This window comes from Paractinoplanes maris (genome assembly GCF_023544465.1).
GTDB lineage: Bacteria > Actinomycetota > Actinomycetes > Mycobacteriales > Micromonosporaceae > Actinoplanes > Actinoplanes maris.
Genome location: NZ_JALPVL010000009.1, coordinates 51,621 through 71,027 on the forward strand (window position 1 = coordinate 51,621; position 19,407 = coordinate 71,027).

Annotated in this window: 20 protein-coding genes, 1 tRNA gene and 3 pseudogenes; 11 read left to right on the top strand and 13 right to left on the bottom strand. The window is 65.2% G+C overall.

The genetic code is table 11. From position 1 onward, the window contains the following. Positions 1 to 31: 31 nt before the first annotated feature. Positions 32 to 958 (top strand): AfsR/SARP family transcriptional regulator, encoded by a 927-nt coding sequence (locus NAG42_RS25615; protein WP_250033612.1) that lies wholly within the window; start codon positions 32 to 34, stop codon positions 956 to 958. Here the strand turns inward: NAG42_RS25615 and NAG42_RS25620 are convergent. Then, positions 906 to 1,565, bottom strand: a complete 660-nt coding sequence (locus NAG42_RS25620; protein ID WP_250033615.1) for an enoyl-CoA hydratase-related protein — start codon at positions 1,563 to 1,565, stop codon at positions 906 to 908. The genes NAG42_RS25615 and NAG42_RS25620 overlap by 53 nt on opposite strands. 108 nt (positions 1,566 to 1,673) lie before the next feature. Between NAG42_RS25620 and cmk the strand changes: the two genes are divergently transcribed. The 4 genes from cmk (at position 1,674) to NAG42_RS25640 (ending at position 4,849) form a co-directional block, all read left to right on the top strand. Continuing rightward, a complete protein-coding gene (cmk, locus tag NAG42_RS25625; RefSeq protein WP_250033618.1) occupies positions 1,674 to 2,354 on the top strand; it encodes a (d)CMP kinase in 681 nt (226 codons plus the stop codon). Next, entirely contained in the window at positions 2,351 to 3,748 is a 1,398-nt protein-coding gene (der, locus tag NAG42_RS25630; protein WP_308201190.1) for a ribosome biogenesis GTPase Der, read from the top strand. The genes cmk and der overlap by 4 nt, the downstream gene beginning before the upstream one ends. A gap of 49 nt (positions 3,749 to 3,797) precedes the next feature. Continuing rightward, a tRNA-Pro gene (locus NAG42_RS25635) sits at positions 3,798 to 3,874 on the top strand. A 531-nt stretch (positions 3,875 to 4,405) separates the two neighbouring features. Beyond that, positions 4,406 to 4,849, top strand: coding sequence for a hypothetical protein (locus NAG42_RS25640; protein ID WP_250033620.1), 444 nt, complete (start codon positions 4,406 to 4,408; stop codon positions 4,847 to 4,849). Positions 4,850 to 4,932: 83 nt separating this feature from the next. On the opposite strand, the pseudogene NAG42_RS25645 reads toward NAG42_RS25640, so the two are convergent. Next, positions 4,933 to 5,811 (bottom strand): annotated as a pseudogene (locus NAG42_RS25645) (tyrosine-type recombinase/integrase); the annotation flags it as partial. A gap of 163 nt (positions 5,812 to 5,974) precedes the next feature. On the opposite strand from NAG42_RS25645, the gene NAG42_RS25650 reads away from it, so the two are divergent. Continuing rightward, entirely contained in the window at positions 5,975 to 6,778 is an 804-nt protein-coding gene (locus tag NAG42_RS25650) for a hypothetical protein (protein WP_250033624.1), read from the top strand. Between the two features lie 197 nt (positions 6,779 to 6,975). Here the strand turns inward: NAG42_RS25650 and NAG42_RS25655 are convergent, their stop codons facing one another. The 5 genes and pseudogenes from NAG42_RS25655 to NAG42_RS25670 all read right to left on the bottom strand — a co-directional run bounded on the left by NAG42_RS25655 (position 6,976) and on the right by NAG42_RS25670 (position 10,720). After that, positions 6,976 to 7,758 (bottom strand): hypothetical protein, encoded by a 783-nt coding sequence (locus NAG42_RS25655; protein ID WP_250033627.1) that lies wholly within the window; start codon positions 7,756 to 7,758, stop codon positions 6,976 to 6,978. A 663-nt stretch (positions 7,759 to 8,421) separates the two neighbouring features. After that, positions 8,422 to 9,081: pseudogene (locus NAG42_RS45385) on the bottom strand (caspase family protein); the annotation flags it as partial. After that, positions 9,056 to 9,445, bottom strand: coding sequence for an effector-associated constant component EACC1 (locus NAG42_RS25660; protein WP_250033629.1), 390 nt, complete (start codon positions 9,443 to 9,445; stop codon positions 9,056 to 9,058). The gene NAG42_RS25660 and the pseudogene NAG42_RS45385, both read right to left, overlap by 26 nt. A gap of 382 nt (positions 9,446 to 9,827) precedes the next feature. Further along, positions 9,828 to 10,442 carry an integrase core domain-containing protein gene (locus NAG42_RS25665; RefSeq protein WP_250033632.1) on the bottom strand — a complete coding sequence of 205 codons (615 nt, stop codon included), beginning with the start codon at positions 10,440 to 10,442 and terminating at the stop codon, positions 9,828 to 9,830. Positions 10,443 to 10,453: 11 nt separating this feature from the next. Next, the gene (locus NAG42_RS25670) at positions 10,454 to 10,720 is read right to left on the bottom strand and encodes a DDE-type integrase/transposase/recombinase (protein WP_250033637.1); all 267 of its coding nucleotides are present in this window, start codon (positions 10,718 to 10,720) and stop codon (positions 10,454 to 10,456) included. Positions 10,721 to 11,137: 417 nt separating this feature from the next. On the opposite strand from NAG42_RS25670, the gene NAG42_RS25675 reads away from it, so the two are divergent. The 3 genes and pseudogenes from NAG42_RS25675 to NAG42_RS25685 all read left to right on the top strand — a co-directional run bounded on the left by NAG42_RS25675 (position 11,138) and on the right by NAG42_RS25685 (position 13,453). After that, entirely contained in the window at positions 11,138 to 12,589 is a 1,452-nt protein-coding gene (locus NAG42_RS25675) for a competence protein CoiA family protein (protein WP_250033639.1), read from the top strand. Between the two features lie 46 nt (positions 12,590 to 12,635). Next, positions 12,636 to 12,950: pseudogene (locus NAG42_RS25680) on the top strand (IS701 family transposase); the annotation flags it as partial. Positions 12,951 to 13,162: 212 nt separating this feature from the next. Then, positions 13,163 to 13,453 carry a hypothetical protein gene (locus NAG42_RS25685; protein ID WP_250033641.1) on the top strand — a complete coding sequence of 97 codons (291 nt, stop codon included), beginning with the start codon at positions 13,163 to 13,165 and terminating at the stop codon, positions 13,451 to 13,453. A 30-nt stretch (positions 13,454 to 13,483) separates the two neighbouring features. On the opposite strand, the gene NAG42_RS25690 is transcribed toward NAG42_RS25685, so the two are convergent. The 5 genes from NAG42_RS25690 to NAG42_RS25710 form a co-directional block, all read right to left on the bottom strand. After that, positions 13,484 to 13,888 (bottom strand): hypothetical protein, encoded by a 405-nt coding sequence (locus NAG42_RS25690; RefSeq protein ID WP_250033644.1) that lies wholly within the window; start codon positions 13,886 to 13,888, stop codon positions 13,484 to 13,486. A 195-nt stretch (positions 13,889 to 14,083) separates the two neighbouring features. Then, complete coding sequence (locus NAG42_RS25695) at positions 14,084 to 14,845, bottom strand: MerR family transcriptional regulator (RefSeq protein WP_250033645.1); 762 nt, start codon at positions 14,843 to 14,845, stop codon at positions 14,084 to 14,086. 14 nt (positions 14,846 to 14,859) lie between these two features. After that, positions 14,860 to 15,621, bottom strand: a complete 762-nt coding sequence (locus NAG42_RS25700) for an ABC transporter permease (RefSeq protein ID WP_250033648.1) — start codon at positions 15,619 to 15,621, stop codon at positions 14,860 to 14,862. After that, positions 15,618 to 16,403: an ABC transporter ATP-binding protein gene (locus NAG42_RS25705; protein ID WP_250033650.1), complete on the bottom strand. Its 786-nt coding sequence runs from the start codon at positions 16,401 to 16,403 to the stop codon at positions 15,618 to 15,620. The genes NAG42_RS25700 and NAG42_RS25705 overlap by 4 nt, the downstream gene beginning before the upstream one ends. Positions 16,404 to 16,460: 57 nt before the next feature. Beyond that, on the bottom strand, positions 16,461 to 16,694 hold the full coding sequence (locus NAG42_RS25710; RefSeq protein WP_250033652.1) for a hypothetical protein: 234 nt from the start codon (positions 16,692 to 16,694) through the stop codon (positions 16,461 to 16,463). A gap of 134 nt (positions 16,695 to 16,828) precedes the next feature. Between NAG42_RS25710 and NAG42_RS45390 the strand changes: the two genes are divergently transcribed. Both NAG42_RS45390 and NAG42_RS25715 read left to right on the top strand, forming a co-directional pair. Then, a complete protein-coding gene (locus NAG42_RS45390; protein ID WP_369077114.1) occupies positions 16,829 to 17,095 on the top strand; it encodes a universal stress protein in 267 nt (88 codons plus the stop codon). 240 nt (positions 17,096 to 17,335) lie between these two features. Continuing rightward, positions 17,336 to 18,628 carry a diaminopimelate decarboxylase family protein gene (locus tag NAG42_RS25715; protein ID WP_250033655.1) on the top strand — a complete coding sequence of 431 codons (1,293 nt, stop codon included), beginning with the start codon at positions 17,336 to 17,338 and terminating at the stop codon, positions 18,626 to 18,628. 340 nt (positions 18,629 to 18,968) lie between these two features. Here NAG42_RS25715 and NAG42_RS25720 read toward each other — a convergent pair whose 3' ends face one another. Next, entirely contained in the window at positions 18,969 to 19,265 is a 297-nt protein-coding gene (locus NAG42_RS25720; RefSeq protein ID WP_250033658.1) for an Lrp/AsnC ligand binding domain-containing protein, read from the bottom strand. Positions 19,266 to 19,407: the final 142 nt, after the last annotated feature.

Sequence of the window (19,407 nt, forward strand, 5' to 3'; positions counted from 1 at the left end):
CATCGATGAACCGGGAGGACGGGGGATCCAGGTGACTTTCCGAGTGCTCGGCGATCTGAGCGCCGATGGCATGCCGCTGACCGCCAACCGGGATCGCGTGGTCCTGGCCATGCTGCTGATGAACGCGGGCCGCACTGTGTCCGCGGCGACTTTGATCGAGGCGGTGTGGGGCGAGGACCCGCCCCCGACCGTACGGACTCAGGTGCAGACCTGCGTCTCGCGGCTGCGCGGGTCTCTGCCGTCCGGCACCATCCACACCACGCCGCAGGGTTACCGGCTCGAGGTCGGACCGGAGCACCTCGACCTGCTGCGGTGGAATTCCCTGCTGACCGCGGCGCGGGCCACCGCGAATCCCGGCGAGCGGGCCGGCCTGCTGCGCCGGGCCCTCGACCTATGGCAGGGTCCGGCGGCTACCGGCGTCGACAGTGACCTCGTCCAGGTGCTCGCCGCCTCGCTCGACGACCAGCACGCCACGACCGTGGAGGCGTGGGCTGGTCTGCGCATCGCCGACGGCGAAGCAGCGGAGGTGCTCGAGGATCTCAGCGCGGCCGTGGCCCGCCATCCGCTGCGCGAGACGCTGAGGGAACGTCTGATCGCCGCCCTGCACGCCACCGGGCGCATGGCCGACGCGCTGGCCGAGTACCGCCGGTTCCGCTCGCTGCTGCGCGAGGAACTCGGCGTGGAGCCCGGCGCCGAACTGCAGGAAGCGCACCGGCGGATCCTGGTCGGCGACCCGCCGCCGGTTCGCCGTCCTTCTCGGCCGCGCCCGGCGGCTCGGTCCCGGCAGTGGACGGCGAAACGCTCCACCCACCGGCACCGCCACGGCCGTTACTCCGCCACGGCCACCTCCTGCACGGTGACCTGGCTGATCCTCGCCTCGGGCTGGCTGATGCTGCGAGCCCGGGTCAGTCCAGTGTCTGCAGGGCTTGCAGCACCGGGGCGTACAGGCGGGTCTTGATCGTCTCGAGCGTGGAGCCGGCCTTGCCGGCCTGGGCGGCGGCGAGCGTGATGGCTGAGCTGAGGACGTCGGTCTCGGGCGCTGCGTGGTCGACGATCTGCCGCTCGTACGCCTCCTGGCCGCCGAACCGGCGTGCTGTGACCATCGCCTCGTGTGCCGTCTGCGGGGTGAGACGAGATTGGATGAGTGCTGACATTCCGGGCGTGAACGGGATGTTGATGTCCGCCTCGGGCAGGCACCAGAAGCCGCGGTCGGCCCGCATCACCCGCAGGTCGTGGGCCAGTGACAGCATGGCGCCGGCAGCGAACGTGTGGCCCTGCAGCGCGGCCACCGTCACGCAGGGGAGGGTCAGGACGCGGGCGAGAAGAGCTTGCACGCGTACGCCGTACGCGGTGAACTGCTCCGGGTTTTCGCCGAGCCACTGCAGGTCGAGGCCGTTCGACCAGATCTTGCCGCGCGCGGTGGTCACCAGCGCGTGCGGTCCGTCGGTCTTGGCGATCTCGTCGAGGGCCGACTCCACCTCGGTCAGCCAGTCGGGATGGAAGCGGTTCTCACTGTCGCCGAGATCGAGGACGAACACGGCGTCCTGGCGCTCGAGGGTGGGCATGACGGCTCCCTTCGACGTTACTAGCCGGTAACATACCCTAGTTAGTCGCTCGCCGGGGGTCCGGGCACAATAGGAGGGTTGGTCGGGCAGGCGAACTCAGGAGGAACGGTGGCGGAAGAAGTACGGCCGGAAAAGTGTGTGGTCGCGGTCGACGGCCCCTCCGGTTCCGGCAAGTCCACCGTGTCCCGGCGGCTCGCCACCCGGATCGACGGCGTCTACCTCGACACCGGTGCCATGTATCGTGCCGTGACCTGGGCCGTTCTGCAGGCCGGGGTCGACCTCAACGACCCTGACGCCATCGCGAAGATCGCGCTCGAGACCGAGCTGTCGATCGGCACCGACCCGTCCGCTCCGCATTTCGCGGCCAACGGCGTGAATGTCGATGAGCCCATTCGCGGCGCCGAGGTCACCCAAGCCGTCTCGGCCGTGGCGGCCGTTCCCTCCGTACGGAAGCAGTTGGTCTCTCTGCAGCAGGCGATCATCGCCGCCCACCCGCGCATCATCGTCGAGGGCCGCGACATCGCCTCGGTCGTCGCGCCCGACGCCGACCTCAAGGTCTATCTGACTGCCTCGTCGGCGGCGCGTGCCCAGCGGCGCAGCGCCGAGGACGCGGTCGATGTGGCGGCCACCGAGGCCGACCTGGCCCGGCGCGACAAGCTCGACTCGTCCCGCGCGACCGACCCGCTGCGTCAGGCTTCCGACGCGATCGAGGTCGACACCACCGGCATCGGCATCGACGAGGTGGTCGCGTACCTTTTGAATCTTTTGAACAGCAAGGTGAGTTCGTGAGTGAAGTTCCCGTTTTCGATGTCGACCACGAGGTCGACGACGACGAAGTAACCGGCCCGGTGCCGGTCGTCGCCGTCGTCGGCCGCCCCAACGTCGGCAAATCAACCCTGGTCAACCGCATCATCGGCCGCCGCCAGGCCGTCGTTGAGGACGTCCCCGGCGTGACCCGCGACCGCGTCCCCTACGACGCCCAGTGGAACGGCCGCCATTTCACCGTCGTCGACACCGGCGGCTGGGAACCGGACGCGCGCGACCGCGCCGCCGCCATCGCCAACCAGGCCGAGATCGCCGTGCAGACCGCCGACGTGGTGGTCTTCGTCGTCGACGTCACAGTCGGTGCCACGGACGTCGACGAGGCCGCGGTGAAGATGCTGCGCCGCTCGCACAAGCCGGTCATCCTGGTCGCCAACAAAGCCGACAACCAGAACCTCGAGATGGAGGCGGTGTCGCTCTGGTCCCTCGGCCTCGGCGAACCGCACCCCATCTCCGCCCTGCACGGCCGCAGCTCCGGCGACCTGCTCGACGACATCCTGGCCGCGCTGCCCGAACCGCCACCGATCGTCGAGGGCGGACCGCGCGGCCCGAGGCGAGTGGCCCTGGTCGGCCGCCCCAACGTGGGCAAGTCGTCGCTGCTCAACCGCGTGTCGAAAGAGGAACGCGCGGTCGTCGACTCGGTCGCCGGCACCACGGTCGACCCGGTCGACAGCCTCGTCGAGATGGACGGCGAGCTCTGGCAGTTCGTCGACACCGCCGGCCTGCGCAAGCGAGTCAACCAAGCTTCCGGTACGGAGTACTACGCCTCCCTGCGCACAGCCGGCGCCGTCGAGGCGGCCGAGGTAGGCGTCGTCCTGCTCGACTCCTCCGAGGTCATCTCCGAGCAGGACCAGCGCGTCCTGAGCCAGGTGGTCGACGCCGGCCGCGCGCTGGTGATCGCCTTCAACAAGTGGGACCTGGTCGACGCCGACCGCCGGATCTTCCTCGACAAGGAGATCGACCGCGAGCTCAAGCGCATCCCGTGGGCTATCCGCGTCAACATCTCGGCCAAGACCGGCCGAGCGGTGGACAAGCTGGCCCCAGCCCTGCGCCGAGCCCTGGCATCGTGGGAGCAGCGCATCCCGACGGGCGCGCTGAACCAGTGGCTGACCGCGCTGACCCAGGCGACTCCGCACCCGGTGCGAGGCGGGCGCGCGCCGCGCATCCTGTTCGCGACGCAGGCCGGCGTGGCGCCGCCGCGGTTCGTGCTGTTCACGACGGCGCCGCTGGACGCCGGGTACCTGCGGTTCATCGAGCGCAAGCTGCGCGAGGAGTTCGGGTTCGAAGGGTCGCCGATCGAGCTGTCGGTGAAGCCCCGCAAGAAGACCGGCCCGGGGGGTCGCGGAAAGGCCCACGGGTAGGGTTGCTAGTCTGTACAGGTTGCCGCGCGGTGCTAGTGCCGGGCGGCGGCGGGCTGTAGCGCAGCTTGGTAGCGCACTTGACTGGGGGTCAAGGGGTCGCAGGTTCAAATCCTGTCAGCCCGACCAGCATCTGAAGGCCGTTGAAATGGGCATAAGTCCAGTTCAACGGCCTCTTTGCTGTCCGCTCTTGGGCCCCTCGGATGCGGCGAGAACCTGAGGGCTGGGGACCACCTGGGGACCATTAAGCGCTGGAGCACCTCGGGCAGGTGGCTCATGATTGGACGGAGCTGACAACCAAGGAGCCTCGACGTGCGCTACTTCCCGCCGCCCTCGTGGCCGCCCTCGTCATCGTGGCCGCCTCCCGCGGATGGCTGGACACCTCCGGAGGGGTGGAAGCCGCGCAATACGCTACCGATCGCACCTGATGGTGGTGGCTACTTCCTCCCGCCGCCTCCAGACGCTCCGAAGCGCCCTGAGTTGACGCCGGGCGAGAAGGCGGAGATTCATCTCCGTCGGGTCACCCGCATGTTGGGCATGTGGGCGCGAGAGGTCCAGCGTGCGGCGCATAGCTACTACCAGGCCGCTCTAAAGGCGGCTTGGACCGACCGAGCGATTGAGTACGGCGAGGATTGGTCACCATCGCAGGAGGACCTAGCGATGGCCATGGAGGAGACTTGGACTCGCGGCTACCACCTCATCATGGGCGCTTACCAAATGGAGCAATGGTTGAACGCCTATCTGAAAGCGTCCGGCACGGATGTCGAGGACACAGAGGTATCAGAGGACAGGCAAATTATGCAGGTGCTGCGTAACGCCATCGAGCACCTGAGTGACGCACGTCTCGGCGAGGCGGTGGCGCGGAAAGATGCCGCGAATACGAAGTGGAAGAACCCGAGCATTGACAAACTGCCCGGGGGAGCGCTCTTCCTTGGCTTCGGTCCTGGCGATCATGAATACGTTTTCGGCCTCGTAGAGGTGAAGTGGCTATTTGACGCGGCAAAACGGTATGCACACGTAGACACTCCACCGGAAATGCTCGACTTCGAGCCAAGTGACATCGACTTCGAGAACATGCAGTATGGCTACGACGACGGTTCCTGAGGTCTCGCCCAGCTAGCCGTTAGTGAGGCCGCTGACCGGCACCTACGCGCTCGGTCAGCGGCCTCACTTCGGAACAGCCCTGATTACACGGCTGCAAGCCGTGGGTGATTCAGGGATCGTGGTGCTTTGAGGTGGGCGCTAAGGGCATCGCCAGCCTCATCAATCGAGCGTTGATCCGGGTGTAGGTACCGCTGTGTGGTGGTGAGCGATCCGTGCCCGGCGATCTTCCGCAGTACGTGCACCTTGACGCCGGCGTCGGCTAGCCAGGTCAGGCCGGTGTGCCGCAGGTCGTGCCGCCGCAAGTGCTCGTAGCCCAGCGCCGTGACCACCTCGTCCCAGTGCGTGGCGTCCCGCAGCACCGCGGTACTAATCCGGCCGCCGCGCGGGCCGGTGAACAACCGGGCGTCCGGTCCGGGCGCCGAATCGAGTCGCTCGATCAGCATCGGTCGGACCTCTTCGATGATCGGTACCTTGCGGGCGCGCTTTCCCTTGGTGCCTTTGTCGATCAGGCCGCCCGGTCCCGGGGTGGTCTGCCTCCGCACAGTCCACGTCCACGTTGCTCGGTCGATGTCCCCGGCCCGGACGCCGGACACCTCGCCGATCCGGGCCGCGGTGCACGCGGCGAAGGTGACGATGTGACCCCACCCGGTGAACTGACCGTGTGACCGGGCGATCAGGGCGTCCGCAAGGGTGGTCAGGGATTCCCAGCTCGGCAGGGCAAGCGTGCGCGGATCGTCCAACTCGTCTTCGGCCCGTTGGTACTCACGCTGCCAACCGGTGACTCGCGCGACGTTGCGGTCCACCACACCATCGCGGACAGCCTGCTCAAGGACCCTGACCAGGATGGCAAGGGTGTTCTTGACAGTGGAGCGGCTGCACTCGTCCTCGATCCACGAGTAGACGGCCCGGTCCACGAGACCCACCGCTACGGCCCACATCGCGCTTGACGTGCGGAGACGCCAACATCAACGGCCTGGGGATCGTGCGGTTCAGCGGGAGTCGGCACGTCCTACAGTGTCAGAGCTTGAGCAAAGACCTCTACCTGCGTCATGCTGCGACTACGAGAAGCACTACTGACCGAGATCATTTTTGGGGCACGCCTTGGCGAGTAGTGAAAAGCAGACCATGCGCTCAACGTGGCTTTTCTTCTCGGTCATTTTGGCTGTTTTGTCCGGAGCTGCTCAGCTGGTTGCTAGTGGGGTTGGGACGGCGCTCTTTGCTGTACTCTGCGCGGCATCTCTATCTTTCCTACTTTATCGCTTGTCGCGCGACCGGCTTTCCGCAAGATTTCTACAGCTAAAAAGCGAGCGCGATGCCTTGATGGGTGCCTTACATCACGTTACTGTATCGGCTGATGCATCATTCTCCGAACAGCTGTCTCTCACTTTCGAGGTTGGGGAAAATTCATCGGATGACCTGGTTCACCAAATTGCAACAACTACCCCTCGGAATGCTTTGAATTATCGAGCCTTCTACCCGGTGGTACCCAACACTCGGGAAACCCCTGAATTCAAATCAATGTCGCTCAAAGGGCGCGTGCTGAATCCACTGGGTACTAACCTTGAAATCCTTCCGGTTCTTACGGACCGTTGGATTCGAGTCCTCGCCATCTTTCGACCTGAAATCAAGAGTCCCTGCCGCTGGTTGGTTGATTACAAGTCTCCTGGGCTATGGGATCCGTTGCGCGTTACGGGCCACGACACTTTGACTTGGCAAGTAAGGCGAAACCCGGCAATGGTTGAGGCCGACTCGATAAACATCACCTTGGAGTTCGTTCCGCCGGAAAATCGGATGCTATCGGTTGCGGAGCGGAAGGGGAGAGGTGAGGTGAAGACCAAGTTGTCTTCGGCAAAAGGCGTAACAATTGTCGTATGGCAAGCATTCGTAACCGGATCCGACCTGTTCGTCTTCGATGTGACTATGGAATAAGGGCTCTATGGCAGCGCTGAGGTTCCTCCCGCCAGTCGGCCGGTGTGGTGGTGGGGACCAAATGGGGACCACACGGTACGCACGCTGGTGGGCGGACCTGCACACTTGACCCTTCGCATGAACGCTAGGCATCGGGCTTGACGTGCGCAAACGTCGACTCCAACGGCCTGGGGGTTAAGGAGTCGGGGCTGCAAGGGCTATGCCAGAAAAAGATTGCGGTCCACAATACCTAACATCGCGAACAAAGACAGCAGCGGACGCAACACCCGGCGCTGCCCAAATCCGTCGGCGGGAAAATAGCCACTATCAAGCACATCGACGCCGGACGCGGATGCAAAATGAAGACTCACATCCATAAAAGACTCGGCCGGATACAACCATTGCTTGGCGTCGCGCCCAGCGAGTAACGAATACACGTCCTCGCTCTCCTCGCTTAGCGTTTGAGGCTTCAGCAAATCTTGAGACTCGAGCCACCGCCTGGCCAGTGAATCCGAGTCGCAAATAAGATCGGCCTTAGTGAGTACTATAGTCGCCGGCACGGGCACGAACGGATCCTTAGGGCCTCTGCGGTATTCCCTCAACACGTCAATAGGGGCGGTGAAGCCGGAGGGGGCCGGCCAACGATTCTTTCCTGGCGGCACCAAAGCCGGGACCGCTGATACAGGATCGACAACGAAAATATAGCCACTTGCTCCAGCTACGACACTGGCAGCACGCGCGCTATCGAGTCCGTAGAATGTCTCGCCGGCCACGTCGAAGAAGACGACCGAAAACGAACGGCCGGCGTAGCGACTGTCAATCCTGGTTGCGTATGTTATTCCAGAGCTATACGCCATCGTTTTCGCCAACTGCCTCCGCTCCTTGCAGAACGGATCTACGGTGCCCTGGAAGTAGGACCGTTCGATTCCGCGATGCAAGGGTGCGAGACTTATGCCGAAAAATTTCTGTACATCGGCGTTGCGCCTCAGTTCGTTGATCATAGCTGCGAGCAGAAGGGTCTTTCCCGCAGCGACGCCTCCAATAAGACCGATCACTACGGGGGGACCGAACTCACCCATGAGATCTGGAATAGCGTGCCTGATCCTGGATTGGCACCGATCTTCGTGCACTACCGTGCATTCACGCATGACGTCGAGCCGTCCATCCGGTACGCTCTCGACCAACTTCCTGTACTGACTATCGTCGATTGGGATACTAGCTCTGGCGAACTCATCTATTGAAAAGGAACCTTGCGTATGATCATGCCAGTTGGGGATTTTGCCACCACACACGGGGCAGCGCAGCGTCTTGGACGGATGTGCCGGGCGCCTTATTAGGTTAATTTTCTGTCGTTCTTGTGTTGGAACGCGGCAGCATTCGTACGTCGACTCGCCCTCGGTCGGGCCCACGATTCCCCTTACAGCGCGACGCAGTTTCGATGCGGGCGTAGAACTCCGTCTTTGGAAATCGGCTTGGCGATCTCGAAGTGCCAGGAATATTGTTCGCTCGAACGCGATGCGCTCGGGTGCGATCGGGGGTGGTGGCAACGGCGTTGGTTCGGGCTGCCCTTTCTTGGCGCTTCCGTAAGCCCGGTTAACTACTAGACCAAGCTGGTCAGCCGACGCTGTCGTAAGCCGCTGAGGCTCAGGCCAATTTCGCTTACGCATTCGGGAATGCAGCTGTGTATAAATATTATTGAGTGTTAGGTATTGTTCGCCGTTTGGTATGCCGTCACTAAGAAGCGAGATCAGTTCTCCAGTAAAAGCGGTGTGCGTTTCTCCTGCCACGGCTATCGCGTTGGCCGGGCTCGCCGTTAAGACGTAAGCGCCGGCTATCTCCAGTTCATTTCTGACATCCTTCGCATCTGGAGAAAGTCCCAGCAATGCGGCTCTTCCTGAAAAGCAGCAGTCGAGTATTACGACTCTGACTGCCGCTTTGCTCTCTAGAATTACTTCGCGAATTAGATCATACTGCACTGCGCTAAACGCTGGCCTTTGGGGACTCGTCTTAGGGAGGGATAGGTAAAGGTCGCCCCTGCGTCGCCCGCTGATACCGTGGCCGGCGTAGTAAAACAGAAGCATATCCTCGGCGACGTCTGCGGCAGACTCCAGGGCCACACCTACGGCATCTTGATCCGGGGGATTTATTAACCTAGTAGAATTCGCTGCCGGAATAGCGCCTAAATATGCGTCGGACAACGTTGACGCAAAGTCCGAGGTACTCTGCTCGACGGCTGGCAGGTTCGGCATGTTGTCGTATCGACTTACGCCGACATAAACGGCACGAGATCTGGCGGGATCAAATTTGATCATTCTGCTGTCCATTGCGGTCTAGTGACACCCGTGCAGCTTCGATTTCCGACGGATTTGTCGAGCCCTGACCGTCAATGCGGATAACTATGCCGTCGGGCAGGGTTATCGTAATTGATGGCGCATTATCGATCGAGGGTTTCGACCTATCACGAGTCACCCAGCTTACAAGAGATGAGACCAGCACAGTAAGTAGCCCGCCAGAACCAACCGCGACGACGATTCCATCTGATAACGCTCCCATCGATCCGCTGGTGGGAGGGGGAGTCGCGATGCGTACTCGGCCCCGTAAGGCGTCCTCTGCGCGAAGCCACTCACCCAGCGCTTCCTGTTGGCTAGATCCATCAGAGCTTGCAATGGTCACCACCAGCTCGGTCAAAGCCCCTCCTCGATATTCAGAGTCACAAGCGTAGAGGCATGGAACACCCAGGACGTACAAGCGAGGGGTCACTAGCGGTGTGCCACGACTGTCGCTCCTGTCACCGCTGTCACTGGACGGGTCTGACCTGGGAGAAGGTGAGTGACCCGGAGTCAGTGAGTGTCACTCCGCGGCAGTGGGACCTTGGGGACCACTGGGGGACCACACGGTACGCGCGTTAGTGCGCAGACCTGCACACTTGAGCCGCGGCCGAACGCTGCGCATCGCGTTTGACGTGCGGAAACATCCACTCCAACGGCCTGGGGGTCAAGGGGTCGCAGGTTCAAATCCTGTCAGCCCGACACTGTCAGCCCGACACTGTCAGACCGACCAGTGTGATGTCTCAAGACATCGGAAACCCCTGAACCCGCGGTTGTGGGTTCAGGGGTTTTCTTTTTCGGTGTGGGTCCGGGTGGTCGGCCGGGGGGTGGTAGCGCTTGGCAGGGTCGAGGGTGAGTTCGCGGAGGAGTTCACCGGTGGCGGCGTTGATGATCCGGATGTTGAGGTCTTGGACCAGCACCAGGATGTGGGTTCGTCCGACGCCGATGGAGTAGAGCTGTCCGCTGTAGCGCAGGGTGATCTTTCCGGCTTTGTCGATGCGATCGTGGCGGAGCCGTTCGTGGGTTTGGTTGCTGGGTTGCTGGCTGGGGCGGGCCTGATACGCGGTGGCCGGGGTGCAGCGCTGCGGTAGGGAGTGGTGCGGGCGGTGGTGGTTGTATTCGTCGACGAACGCGTCGATCAGGGCCTGTAGTTGAGGCAGGCCGGTGGGTTGGGTCGGCTGGGCGCGGAGCCATTTCTTCAGGGTTTGCTGGAAGCGTTCGACTTCGCCGCAGGTGGTGGGATGGTTCGGGCGGGAGTTTTTCTGGGTGACTTTGAGGCGGTGCAGTTCTTGTTCGAGGCCGTTGCGTCCGCGGCTGCCGCGGAGGCTGCCACCGGATAGGCGGGTGGTGAACACCATGCCGTTGTCGGTCAGCGTTGAGGCCGGAACACCATGCGCGGCACGGTTTCCCGGAATTGCTGCCGTACGACGGCGCCGGTGATCCTCGGGTGGGCGGTGACCGTGAGGGCGTAGCGGGAGTGGTCGTCGATCCAGGACAAGATTTCCACGTCGGTGCCGGGCCGGCCGTCGGGGCGGGTGAGCCGGTAGTGGGTAAAGTCGGCTTGCCAGCATTCGTTGGGCTGTTCGGCGGCGAAGCGGATGTAGGAGCTCTTGGGTCGTTTGGCCGGCTCGGGCATGACCAGCCCTTGGGCGGTCAGGTATCGGGCGATCGTGGCCCTCGAGACGGTGGTGAGCCGGCGATGAGCTCCTATAGGTGCGCTTCTACGAATTTGCGGTCGCCGAGCACCGGACCAGCATGCCGCAGGCCACTGCTCAAAAGTAGAGCTAGTCGCCGAGATCCAAGCGCGGTTCGGGGGTGCCGCGAGACGGCTTGCCCGGCGACCGACCAGTTATTTTTTCCTACGGCGTACGTGACCAAAGCTGGCTACCGTCAGCCGCACCCGAGAGTGGACCCTCTAGCAGGACAGGGCGCCATCCGTGTCGGCGTGGTCCGATGTACCTGCTGTCAGCGGGGCTTGACTCATTCACCGTGCGCCAAATCGGGCATCGTATACGAGCTCCTGTGTAACGGATTGATTGCTTAACGTGATTGGATGTCTCCGAACACTGCGGTGTGGTACGTCCCCGCCCAGATCGAACTTGATCTCCGTGACGAGCCGTCCCTCGGGCATCCTGAGCATCCTGGCCTGCTCGGGCGGTTGTACTCTCCCGGTGCTTCCCGGCCCTTCCGTGAGGGTGTTCTGCAGTGCCCGCAGTGCAGGGACATGAACCCAGACTGCCCAGAGTGGATGTTCCTACGGCGCCGCAACGGCCTACTGCACGCCGTCCATCACAACCCCGGCATCCGTGACCACGACGAGGGCGAAAGTGACGCCCATAAGGCACTCAAGGAGCGCATCGCCACCGCCGCGCAGAGGAACGGTCTCGAGGCGGACACCGAAAGCGCCTCGCCCGACCGCAAACGCCGCACCGATGTGCTCATCCACGGCGGCAATCAGGACCTCGCCTTCGAAGCTCAAATCTCGTACGCCAGTCGGGAGAACGTGCAACGTCGCTCCAAGCGGGCCCGGCGCGACGGGCTCACCCCGCTCTGGACCACACCCAGCCTCAAGGCCCCGCTGGTCGATGTCGCACCGTGGGCCGGCATCAAGCGGATGCCCTGGCAGGAGTACCTCAGTGTCACTGAGCTGCCGGTGATCGGTGGGGTCCGTACGCTAACAAGACGGGAATGTGGGCGCACTGGTGCGTTGTGCCCGGACCGCAAGAAGGGCCGGACGTGCCCCGGTTGGCACTTCGAGTGGGAACCCAAGCAAATGCGCAACCTCGACGACCTGGTCGTCCGGGCCGCCTACGGCGAGTGGATCCCCTATGAGCACCGCACCAGCAAAGGCAGCATCCGCTGGTTCTGGGTGCGGGCCGCCGAAGCGAATCAAGTGGAACAGGAAACCGAGGCCCGACCGTCGAAGCGTCGCCGACCCGGCCCCGATGATCAGGACGTTCGTCCGCTCGACCGCACCTGCACTTACGGCGAAGACACCACTGTGCCAGAGCCACTTGCAGCCGGCCCCCTCGAGCCGATCGTCGTCTCGGCTGCACAACCCGTCGCCGCTGCGCCGCCACCGGCAAGGCAGCCGGAAGCCACCATGCCCCGCCCGTCTGAACCGTTCCCGTCCAGCACGCGTCGACCGGTCATCGTCCCAGGGACCCTGCCAGTGGCCGGCGACGAAGAGACCGCATCAGCCAACCTAGTGATCTTCCTGGACGAGGTCCGCCGCCAAGCGGCCGTTGAGCGCCAGGTCCGCGGAACCGGTGGCCAGGTGGGTGAGGCCGTTCGGGACCGCACCGGCGACCTGGACGGCCGATTCGCCTGGATGATCGTGGTAAACGGTCAGCAGGTACAGGTTCGGATGCCCGGAGTCGACCTGGAAATCCTGCGTGGCTACAGCGTGCGAACACCCTGCCTGATGGTCAACGGCGAGTATGCGTGGTGGGGCAGCGCCATCTACCTCGCTGTTCCCATTCCTCGACGAACGCCGCGGCAGTAGCGAAGAGAACTCGAGCCCTGTCCCCGGATGAGCTCGGCCCGGCTAAATGGAATCGGGTGCTCCGGGCGTTGCGCGAGGCCTTGCCTCAGTTGATCAATGGTTTGCGGAGCTGGGCCCGTTGCATACCCGCGTCGGCGGGCGGTTCATCCGCTGCGAGCCGCGGCGGCGGGCGCGGCAGTATCTGGCGGGGCTGGTCGCGGGCCTGGACCGGACGAACGGCTGGACGTTCGCCGAGCAGGCCGGCGACGTGTCGCGGGACGGGATGCAACCGTTGTTGCGGTGGGCGGACTGGGACATCGACGCGGTGCGTGACGACCTGCGCGACTATGTGTTCGAACACCTCGGCGACCCGGCGGCGCTGAGCACCGACTCCCAGCCAGGGCGGTGTCAACGTGCTCGTACCAGATGGCGTTGGGGTGCACGATTACCAGCGGGCCGAGGTTGCAGGGAAACAGGCAGCCGGTAGAGGTCACCAGGACGTCGTCGTCGCCGAGACCATGCTGCCCGAGCCGGTCGCCGAGGGCGGCGGTGACCTCGTTGGCCCCGTACGCGGTGCGTCGGGGACCCCGGCACATGAGAACCTGCCGGGTGTGGCGGGTGATCTGCGACCAGGTCGGGCTGCGGAACGGCCCCGGGTTCCCGGTCAGCGCGCGGCGTTCGCCCGCGATGGCCTGCGTGACCGCGGTGACGAGCGCGGACTGCCCGGCGATCGGTTCCGCGACCGAGATGGTCAAGGCCCGCCCACGGGTCTCGTGCCAGTGGGCGACGGCGCGGCGGATCCAGGTGTCCGGGTACCGGTCGGGCGGTACGTGGACGGCCACGAGTAGCACCTCGCCGCCGTTGGGCATGGTCGCGCAGCCGTAGCAGACGCCGCGTCCCAACGGCGACTACCGGTCAGGAAGGCGACGTCCGACTTCGGGCTGTCACTGGTGTGGCAGACCCGCCATCCCGGGGTGCCTCGGAAGCCGCATCCATCCATCGCTGCCCCCGCCCGAGGACCGCGGCGAAACCGATGAGCACGATGTACGGCCACGGCGCGACGTCACTGACGACGGCTCCCTGGTTGGCCAGGAACCCGACGAATACCACCGCGGCGAAGGCGGCCACAGCGGCACAGGCCCGCCAGTCGGCCAGGAACCGGGCCAGCACGGCTGTGGTCACGGCCAAAATCATCAGACGCTTCGCCGGTTCCTGCGGCTCGGTGAGTGCCGCCGCGGCCAGCGCCGCCACGACGACAGCAGCGCACCCTCCCGCTGTCTCGAACCCGAACATCAAGTTCTTCTCCGGCCGTGTACGCACCGTGGCTCCTTCGCATCGCGTCGCCGGACTGGAGCCGGCTCCGCCTCCATGACAGCGCGCCCGCTGTCCGGCATCCAAAGCTGTTAATGAATCCGGTACGCCCGGCCTGCCGATGTTCACGGCCCGTTGACGCGTAGCCGCACCAGATTCGAACAACCAATGACCGGAGTGCAGCGCGGCTGTGTGGGCGGCTGCTCAGACCCGCCGCGTCCGGAGCCATCCGTCCCAGCCGCGTTCGCGCATCAACTCGCGCATCCGCTCGGCTCGCTCGTCGGCCACGTCGGCAAGGTCGTCCAGCAGGGCGAAGGGTGTGTCGTCGCCGGTCTCGTAGGGGTAGAGATCACCCGCGGCTTCCGCGGATTCAGCCAGCTCGACCATGAGGTCGACGGCCTCCACCACGAGCGGGTCGTCCAACCCTTCGGTCTCCATGAGCGCGGACAGCACCTGATAGAGCCGGACGACCCGCGGGTCCTCCAGCTGGGCGATCTTGTCGGGTATCCACTCGATCACTTTGCCGGGCCAGCGGGCCGCGAGAACGATCCAGCCGTCCCGTTCGCCGGCCAGCATCCGCTCGGACGTTCCGATCGCCCGGAGCCGGTCGAGATACGCGACCACCTCCGGCGGAAGGACCAGGCCGTCCCCGGCGGCGAGCTGCGAGATCTGCTTACGGCTCGCCGTCAGCCGGTCGATCTCGTTGCTGAGGTGGCCGTCGATCCGTTTCACCGTCTCGGCGAGGGTCGCAGGGTCGGCCTCAAGCATGGGGCCGATCTGTGCCCGCGGCACGCCGGCGTCGGCGAGGGTGCGAATTTTGATGAGCGTCACCACGGCGGACGCGTCGTACTTCCGGTAGCCCGAAGCGTCCCGCTCCGGTTCGGGCAGCAAGCCGATCTGGTGATAGTGCCGCACCGCGCGCACCGTGACGCCGGCGTATGCGGCGAGTTGCCCGATGGTGAGCATGGCCTGATCCTGGCTCAGTTGAAGCGGCGGCGGTAGGCGATGCCCGCGAAAACGGAGGCAACGATGAGAAGGCCGACGCACCAGGCGAGGGCGGTCCCGATGCCGGCGCCGACCGGCTGCTCGGTGAACAGCGCCCGCAGAGTGTTCACGATGGAGGTCACCGGCTGGTTCTCGGCGAAGGCGCGTACCGGGCCGGGCATGGAGTCGGTGGGCACGAAGGCCGAGCTGATGAACGGCAGGAAGATCAACGGGTAGGCGAACGCGCTCGCGCCGTCCACCGATCTCGCGGTGAGGCCGGGGATCACCGCGAGCCAGGTCAGCGCCAGGGTGAACAGGACCAGGATCCCGGCGACCGCGAGCCAGTCCACCACGCCTGCCCCGGACCGGAAACCCATCACCAGAGCGACCAGCAGGACCACCACGAGAGAGATCAGGTTGGCGACCAGCGAGGTCAGGACGTGCGCCCACAGCACGGAGGGGCGGGCGATCGGCATGGACTGGAACCGTTCGAAGATGCCGCCCTGCAGATCCTGGAACAGTCGGTACGCCGTGTAGGAGATGCCCGAGGCGATGGTGATGATCAGGATGCCGGGCAGCAGGTAGTTCACGTAGGAGCCGGTCCCGGTCTGGATGGCGCCGCCGAGGACGTAGACGAACAGCAGCAGCATGGCGATGGGCGTCACCACGGTGGTGATGATCGTGTCGGGGCTGCGGGCGATGTGCCGCAACGAACGGCCCAGCAGGACGGCGGTGTCGCCGAGGAAGTGCTTGTTCATCGCTGTTCTCCGTTCGTGGCCGTGCCGACCAGGGAGAGGAAGACGTCCTCGAGGGTGGGCTGCTTCTCGACGTACTCGACCTTGGCCGGGGGTAGCAGCCGCTTGAGCTCGTCGAGAGTGCCGTTGACGATGATCCGGCCCTGGTGCAGGATCGCAATCCGGTCGGCGAGGTGTTCGGCCTCGTCGAGGTACTGGGTCGTGAGCAGTACGGTGGTGCCGCCTTGGGCCAGTTCCTGGATGGCCTGCCACACGTCAAGGCGTCCCTCCGGGTCCAGGCCGGTGGTGGGCTCGTCGAGGAAGATGACCGGCGGGTTCCCGATCAGGCTCATCGCGATATCCAGCCGGCGGCGCATGCCCCCTGAGTACGTGGCTACCCGGCGGCCGCCGGCCTCGGTCAGCGAGAACCGCAGTAGCAGGTCGTCTGCGATCGTGGCTACGTCCTTGAGGTGCCGCAGCCGGGCGATAAGAATGAGGTTCTCCCGCCCGGTGAGGATTTCGTCCACCGCCGCGAACTGTCCGGTGAGGCTGATCGACTCCCGGACGTCGGCCGCCCGCGCCGCGACGTCGAACCCGTTGACCAAGGCGGTGCCGGCGTCGGCCCGAAGCAAGGTGGACAAGACTTTCACCAGCGTGGTCTTGCCCGCACCGTTCGAACCGAGCAATGCGAAGATGCTGCCCCGGGCCACCTCGATGTCGACCCCGCGGAGCACCTTCAGCTCCTTGAACGATTTCTCCAAGTCTCGTACGCGTATCGCGGTCTGCTCCGTCGATGATGTGCTCATGCCGGTCAGCATGGAGGGTTGACGCTGCGTCAACGTCAAGATGTTCTTCCTGGCGGATCATGTGGACGAGCGGGCTGCCTTCGGCCCAGGCGAAATAGCAGTGCGGGCGTACGCCGGTGGCGTCGCGCAGGGCGAGCAGGATTGCGCCGCGGGTCCGACCGGCTGCACCCGATGGCGCAGCAGCCAGCCGGCCACACCCTTCGACGGCGTGCTCTCGTGGGCGGGGGAGGCCATGACCGCGGGTACGGCGTACTCGGGTGGCGCCTCGACCGGAGGCGGTTGCTCGTTCACCGGACCAGGGTCACCCGGCCGAGGCTCACCGGCCCGGCAGTGGGCGTTGACAACGCGTCAAAATCTGCGCCTCGGACGCTGTATCCGTGTGAACGACCCTGGTGACTGGTCCCGTCCGAGCGCAGGTTGGCAGGATGAGTGATGAGCGGGGCAAGGTAGTCGTCGGAATCTCGTCGTCCCTGGCTGGACTTGAGGCGTTGCGCTTCGCGATAGCAGAAGCACGTCGGCGTCAAGCGACGCTGATGGCCGTCCGGGCCTGGTCGTGCAACAACAGCGGGCGGGCGCGTTCCTTGTGGGAATGGGAGCGAACGGCTCGAGCCGGCGGTAGCAAGGTCACCCGCCGGATGCTGCGCGAGGCGATCACGTCCTTGGAGAAAAGCCCGTCACGCATCGATCGTTGAGCGAACCGGCCGGCGGACCCACCGCCGACCGTGTGAGAACAGGACGGCGATAGCGATGAGCGGCCTTGGCCGCCTGCTACCCCGCGCTGCTGGGTTGGGGCCATGCCGTTGCCGATGTATCCACGGTGTCAATATCGGCGCGTCCGGCGTGAACAACGCGTCACCGGCCCTTTCCGTGGAGGCGATCCGGGTGCACCGTCGGGACATGGAACACGATTTCATGACCGGCGGACGGGCGCTATGACGCTCACCGAGCTGCTGCCGTCGCTGCGCACGTCGTTGCGTCCCGCACTCGACGCGGAGGTCTGGCCGGCCACCGCTCGCTGGGCGTCCCAGGGCGACCTGCTCGTGGGTGGCATCCGGATGACGACGCCGGCCGCCACCTACGGCACTCCCGGGCACGTGCTCGACGAGGCCGATGTGCGGGCCCGGTGCGCGGAGTACGTGACCGCGTTCGGCGCCGGCGCGGTCGCCTACAGCGCCAAGGCGGGGCTGAACACCGGCGTCGGACGGTGGATCGCCGGCTCCGGCCTCGGCTGTTACGTCGCCTCGGCAGCCGAGTTGAGGACCGCGCTGCTGGCCGGGTTCAAGCCCGCCGATCTGGTGCTGTACGGCTCGAAGAAGTCCGTCGCCGACCTCGAAGCGGCCCATTCCTGTGGTGCGGCGATCGTGGCCGGGTCCCTGGCCGAGGTCGAGGCGATCGCCCGGCGGGCGCCGACCGGCCAACGTGTCCTCGTCCGGGTGGTGCCTTCGAGGGCCGGTCGTGGCGGCCGTTACCGGTACGGGCTGGCACTGGGCTCCAGCACCGCCCTGGCCGCGATCAAGCGGGTGCTCACCTCGGAGAATCTGGTCCTGGCCGGACTGGACTGCTCGATCGGGCATCAGCTGAGCCGTTTCGTCGCGTTCGAAACCTGCCTGCGCGAGGCGATGGGCTTCTGCGCCGTGATCTGGGCCCGTTACCGCGTGACCGTGCCGGCGCTGAACCTCGGTGGCGGTCATGCGGTCTCCTACGCCGACGGCGACGACGGCTTCGCCGTTGCCGCTTTCGCCGACCGGGTTCGCGCGATGATGCGACTGTCCGCGGAGCGCTACGGAATCACCGAACCTAGGCTCACCGTCTCGCCCGGCCGGGCCGTCGTCGCCCGTGCCGGCCTGACTCTGCACCGGGTGAGCGAGGTCCTCCAGGGCCCGCAGCAGACGACAGTGATACTCGACGGCAGCGTGCCCGACTGCGTGGCGACGGAGCAGTGTGCCGGCCGGCACACCGCCTGTCTGATCGGCCGGGAGTCGACGGCCCGGTTGCACCGGGCGAGAATCGTCGGCGGGGCGGATCAGGACGAGCAGGCATCGGTGCGGCTGCCGGCCGATGTCGCCGCCGGTGACCTGATCGCCGTGGCCGGAACCGGCGCGTATCACCACCGCCGTGACGCCTTCGTCGGCCGGCCACCGGTGATGGGCGTCGCCGGCGGTCAGACCAGGACCCTGGTGCGACGGGAGACTTTCGAGGACCTGCTACGCCGCGCGAGCGAGTGACTTTTCCTGATAGGAAGGGGCCGCCCGGTTCGGGTGGCCCTTCGCACTTCGTGCCGCGCCTGGCTAGGTCATTCGGGTGGCGGGCGCAGCGAGGTGGATGAAAGAACGTATGCGCCGAGTGCCGCGCTCCCGAACACAGTCAGCACCCCCAGCACGCCCAGCAACAAGTGCAACCACGTGTTGTCCATGATGCCAAGGATGCCCGGACAGCACCCGCCGGCGCCGACCGAGCGCGTGAAAAGCGCGTCAACAAATACGTGACCTCCCACTCGAGTGGGCACATGCGCTCACCGAAGCAGTCAAGAAGATTTTGTCGTGGGCGGCGATCTTCTTCGCGCCGTCAGCGGCGGGTGGCCAGGCTCATCTTGCGCAGCACCATGTGGGCGTCCGCGGCCTGGGCGCCGCCGAGCATTCGCAGGTCGTCGACGGCGCGGTGCAGTGCACGCATGCTGGGCGCGGACAGCAGCACGACGGCGTCTATGTCGGCGGCGATCCACCAGGCCGCGACGACGTACGGCTGGGCGCGCAGGTGATCGAGCAGGTAGCTGCCTGCGACGGTCGTCTTGAGACGGACGCAGACGATCGCTTCGTGCCGGGCGTCCTCAGTCTCCGGCTGCGCGCCAGGGAAATTGGTCATGACTGCAGATATACGCCTGGGTTGCCTCGCCCGGCGCTCTGTTAACAGTTTTTATGCATAGCCCGGGCCGATGTTGACGCCGCGATCACGCCGATTCACCGGTGGCGGCTGTCACCCTCCCCGTAAAAAGGGTGTTAACGAT

Excerpts from the sequence above, each read along its gene's own strand:
- NAG42_RS25620 (WP_250033615.1), bottom strand. The coding sequence starts at position 1,565 with ATGCCCACCCTCGAGCGCCAGGACGCCGTGTTCGTCCTCGATCTCGGC.
- NAG42_RS25640 (WP_250033620.1), top strand. The coding sequence starts at position 4,406 with ATGGCCATGGAGGAGACTTGGACTCGCGGCTACCACCTCATCATGGGC.
- NAG42_RS25650 (WP_250033624.1), top strand. The coding sequence starts at position 5,975 with ATGCGCTCAACGTGGCTTTTCTTCTCGGTCATTTTGGCTGTTTTGTCC.
- NAG42_RS25655 (WP_250033627.1), bottom strand. The coding sequence starts at position 7,758 with ATGATCAACGAACTGAGGCGCAACGCCGATGTACAGAAATTTTTCGGC.
- NAG42_RS25665 (WP_250033632.1), bottom strand. The coding sequence starts at position 10,442 with ATGGTGTTCACCACCCGCCTATCCGGTGGCAGCCTCCGCGGCAGCCGC.
- NAG42_RS25670 (WP_250033637.1), bottom strand. The coding sequence starts at position 10,720 with ATGCCCGAGCCGGCCAAACGACCCAAGAGCTCCTACATCCGCTTCGCC.
- NAG42_RS25675 (WP_250033639.1), top strand. The coding sequence starts at position 11,138 with ATGTCTCCGAACACTGCGGTGTGGTACGTCCCCGCCCAGATCGAACTT.
- NAG42_RS25685 (WP_250033641.1), top strand. The coding sequence starts at position 13,163 with ATGAGAACCTGCCGGGTGTGGCGGGTGATCTGCGACCAGGTCGGGCTG.
- NAG42_RS25695 (WP_250033645.1), bottom strand. The coding sequence starts at position 14,845 with ATGCTCACCATCGGGCAACTCGCCGCATACGCCGGCGTCACGGTGCGC.
- NAG42_RS25700 (WP_250033648.1), bottom strand. The coding sequence starts at position 15,621 with ATGAACAAGCACTTCCTCGGCGACACCGCCGTCCTGCTGGGCCGTTCG.
- NAG42_RS25705 (WP_250033650.1), bottom strand. The coding sequence starts at position 16,403 with ATGAGCACATCATCGACGGAGCAGACCGCGATACGCGTACGAGACTTG.
- NAG42_RS45390 (WP_369077114.1), top strand. The coding sequence starts at position 16,829 with ATGAGTGATGAGCGGGGCAAGGTAGTCGTCGGAATCTCGTCGTCCCTG.
- NAG42_RS25715 (WP_250033655.1), top strand. The coding sequence starts at position 17,336 with ATGACGCTCACCGAGCTGCTGCCGTCGCTGCGCACGTCGTTGCGTCCC.
- NAG42_RS25720 (WP_250033658.1), bottom strand. The coding sequence starts at position 19,265 with ATGACCAATTTCCCTGGCGCGCAGCCGGAGACTGAGGACGCCCGGCAC.